Annotated in this window: 2 rRNA genes; both read left to right on the top strand. The window is 57.1% G+C overall.

The features are described 5' to 3' along the window. Positions 1–50: 50 nt before the first annotated feature. Positions 51–3,174 (top strand): 23S ribosomal RNA (locus tag ACFWWR_RS48385). Between the two features lie 93 nt (positions 3,175–3,267). Further along, positions 3,268–3,384 (top strand): 5S ribosomal RNA (rrf, locus tag ACFWWR_RS48380).

Genomic DNA, 3,384 nt, shown 5'->3' with positions numbered 1-3,384 from the left:
CGGGTGGCTGGTCGTTGTTTGAGAACTGCACAGTGGACGCGAGCATCTGTGGCCAAGTTTTTAAGGGCGCACGGTGGATGCCTTGGCACCAGGAACCGATGAAGGACGTGGGAGGCCACGATAGTCCCCGGGGAGCCGTCAACCAGGCTTTGATCCGGGGGTTTCCGAATGGGGAAACCCGGCAGTCGTCATGGGCTGTCACCCATACCTGAACACATAGGGTATGTGGAGGGAACGCGGGGAAGTGAAACATCTCAGTACCCGCAGGAAGAGAAAACAACCGTGATTCCGGGAGTAGTGGCGAGCGAAACCGGATGAGGCCAAACCGTTTACGTGTGAGACCCGGCAGGGGTTGCGTAGGCGGGGTTGTGGGATCTCTCTTTTACGGTCTGCCGGCCGTGAGACGAGTCAGAAACCGTTGATGTAGGCGAAGGACATGCGAAAGGTCCGGCGTAGAGGGTAAGACCCCCGTAGTCGAAACGTCAACGGCTCGTTTGAGAGACACCCAAGTAGCACGGGGCCCGAGAAATCCCGTGTGAATCTGGCGGGACCACCCGCTAAGCCTAAATATTCCCTGGTGACCGATAGCGGATAGTACCGTGAGGGAATGGTGAAAAGTACCGCGGGAGCGGAGTGAAATAGTACCTGAAACCGTGTGCCTACAAGCCGTGGGAGCGTCGCGCATCAAGTTTACTTGGTGCGTCGTGACTGCGTGCCTTTTGAAGAATGAGCCTGCGAGTTTGCGGTGTGTTGCGAGGTTAACCCGAGTGGGGTAGCCGTAGCGAAAGCGAGTCCGAATAGGGCGTTTCAGTAGCACGCTCAAGACCCGAAGCGGAGTGATCTAGCCATGGGCAGGTTGAAGCGGAGGTAAGACTTCGTGGAGGACCGAACCCACCAGGGTTGAAAACCTGGGGGATGACCTGTGGTTAGGGGTGAAAGGCCAATCAAACTCCGTGATAGCTGGTTCTCCCCGAAATGCATTTAGGTGCAGCGTCGTGTGTTTCTTGCCGGAGGTAGAGCACTGGATAGGCGATGGGCCCTACCGGGTTACTGACCTTAGCCAAACTCCGAATGCCGGTAAGTGAGAGCGCGGCAGTGAGACTGTGGGGGATAAGCTCCATGGTCGAGAGGGAAACAGCCCAGAGCATCGACTAAGGCCCCTAAGCGTACGCTAAGTGGGAAAGGATGTGGAGTCGCACAGACAACCAGGAGGTTGGCTTAGAAGCAGCCACCCTTGAAAGAGTGCGTAATAGCTCACTGGTCTAGTGATTCCGCGCCGACAATGTAGCGGGGCTCAAGCGTACCGCCGAAGTCGTGTCATTGCAGCATGTAGCCCCAACGGGCGCTGTGATGGGTAGGGGAGCGTCGTCTGCCGGGTGAAGCAGCCGCGTAAGCGAGTTGTGGACGGTTGACGAGTGAGAATGCAGGCATGAGTAGCGATACACACGTGAGAAACGTGTGCGCCGATTGACTAAGGGTTCCTGGGTCAAGCTGATCTGCCCAGGGTAAGTCGGGACCTAAGGCGAGGCCGACAGGCGTAGTCGATGGATAACCGGTTGATATTCCGGTACCCGCTGTGAAGCGTCAAACATCGAGCCCATTAATGCTAAGGCCGTGAAGCCGTTCCGGACCCTTCGGGGAAAGGAAAGTGGTGGAGCCGCCGGCCCAAGGTGGTAGTAGGTGAGTGATGGGGTGACGCAGGAAGGTAGTCCAGCCCGGGCGGTGGTTGTCCCGGGGTAAGGGTGTAGGCCGAGTGGTAGGTAAATCCGCCGCTCATCAAGGCTGAGACCTGATGCCGAGCCGATTGTGGTGAAGTGGATGATCCTATGCTGTCGAGAAAAGCCTCTAGCGAGTTTCATGGCGGCCCGTACCCTAAACCGACTCAGGTGGTCAGGTAGAGAATACCGAGGCGTTCGGGTGAACTATGGTTAAGGAACTCGGCAAAATGCCCCCGTAACTTCGGGAGAAGGGGGGCCATCACTGGTGAGAGGACGTGCTCCTCGAGCTGGGGGTGGCCGCAGAGACCAGCGAGAAGCGACTGTTTACTAAAAACACAGGTCCGTGCGAAGCCGTAAGGCGATGTATACGGACTGACGCCTGCCCGGTGCTGGAACGTTAAGGGGACCGGTTAGTCACTCTTCGGGGTGGCGAAGCTGAGAACTTAAGCGCCAGTAAACGGCGGTGGTAACTATAACCATCCTAAGGTAGCGAAATTCCTTGTCGGGTAAGTTCCGACCTGCACGAATGGCGTAACGACTTCTCGACTGTCTCAACCATAGGCCCGGTGAAATTGCACTACGAGTAAAGATGCTCGTTTCGCGCAGCAGGACGGAAAGACCCCGGGACCTTTACTACAGTTTGATATTGGTGTTCGGTTCGGCTTGTGTAGGATAGCTGGGAGACTGTGAAGCTTGGACGCCAGTTCAGGTGGAGTCGTCGTTGAAATACCAGTCTGGTCGTGCTGGATGTCTAACCTGGGTCCGTGATCCGGATCAGGGACAGTGTCTGATGGGTAGTTTAACTGGGGCGGTTGCCTCCTAAAGAGTAACGGAGGCGCCCAAAGGTTCCCTCAGCCTGGTTGGCAATCAGGTGTTGAGTGTAAGTGCACAAGGGAGCTTGACTGTGAGACCGACGGGTCGAGCAGGGACGAAAGTCGGGACTAGTGATCCGGCGGTGGCTTGTGGAAGCGCCGTCGCTCAACGGATAAAAGGTACCCCGGGGATAACAGGCTGATCTTCCCCAAGAGTCCATATCGACGGGATGGTTTGGCACCTCGATGTCGGCTCGTCGCATCCTGGGGCTGGAGTCGGTCCCAAGGGTTGGGCTGTTCGCCCATTAAAGCGGTACGCGAGCTGGGTTTAGAACGTCGTGAGACAGTTCGGTCCCTATCCGCTGCGCGCGCAGGAATATTGAGAAGGGCTGTCCCTAGTACGAGAGGACCGGGACGGACGAACCTCTGGTGTGCCAGTTGTCCTGCCAAGGGCATGGCTGGTTGGCTACGTTCGGGAGGGATAACCGCTGAAAGCATCTAAGCGGGAAGCCTGCTTCGAGATGAGTATTCCCACCCACTTGATGGGGTAAGGCTCCCAGTAGACGACTGGGTTGATAGGCCGGATATGGAAGCACGGTAACGTGTGGAGTTGACCGGTACTAATAGGCCGAGGGCTTGTCCTCAGTTGCTCGCGTCCACTGTGTTGGTTCTGAAACCACGAACGGCCCCATGCCCATGGTCACGGGTGTGGTGCGGCTGAAACAGTTTCATAGTGTTTCGGTGGTTATAGCGTGAGGGAAACGCCCGGTTACATTCCGAACCCGGAAGCTAAGCCTTACAGCGCCGATGGTACTGCAGGGGGGACCCTGTGGGAGAGTAGGACGCCGCCGAAC

The sequence above is a fragment of the Streptomyces sp. NPDC058678 genome (genome assembly GCF_042714835.1).
In the GTDB taxonomy this organism is placed as follows: Bacteria; Actinomycetota; Actinomycetes; order Streptomycetales; family Streptomycetaceae; genus Streptomyces.
Note: the sequence above shows the minus strand (reverse complement) of the source record. Positions and strands in the feature narration are given on the sequence as shown.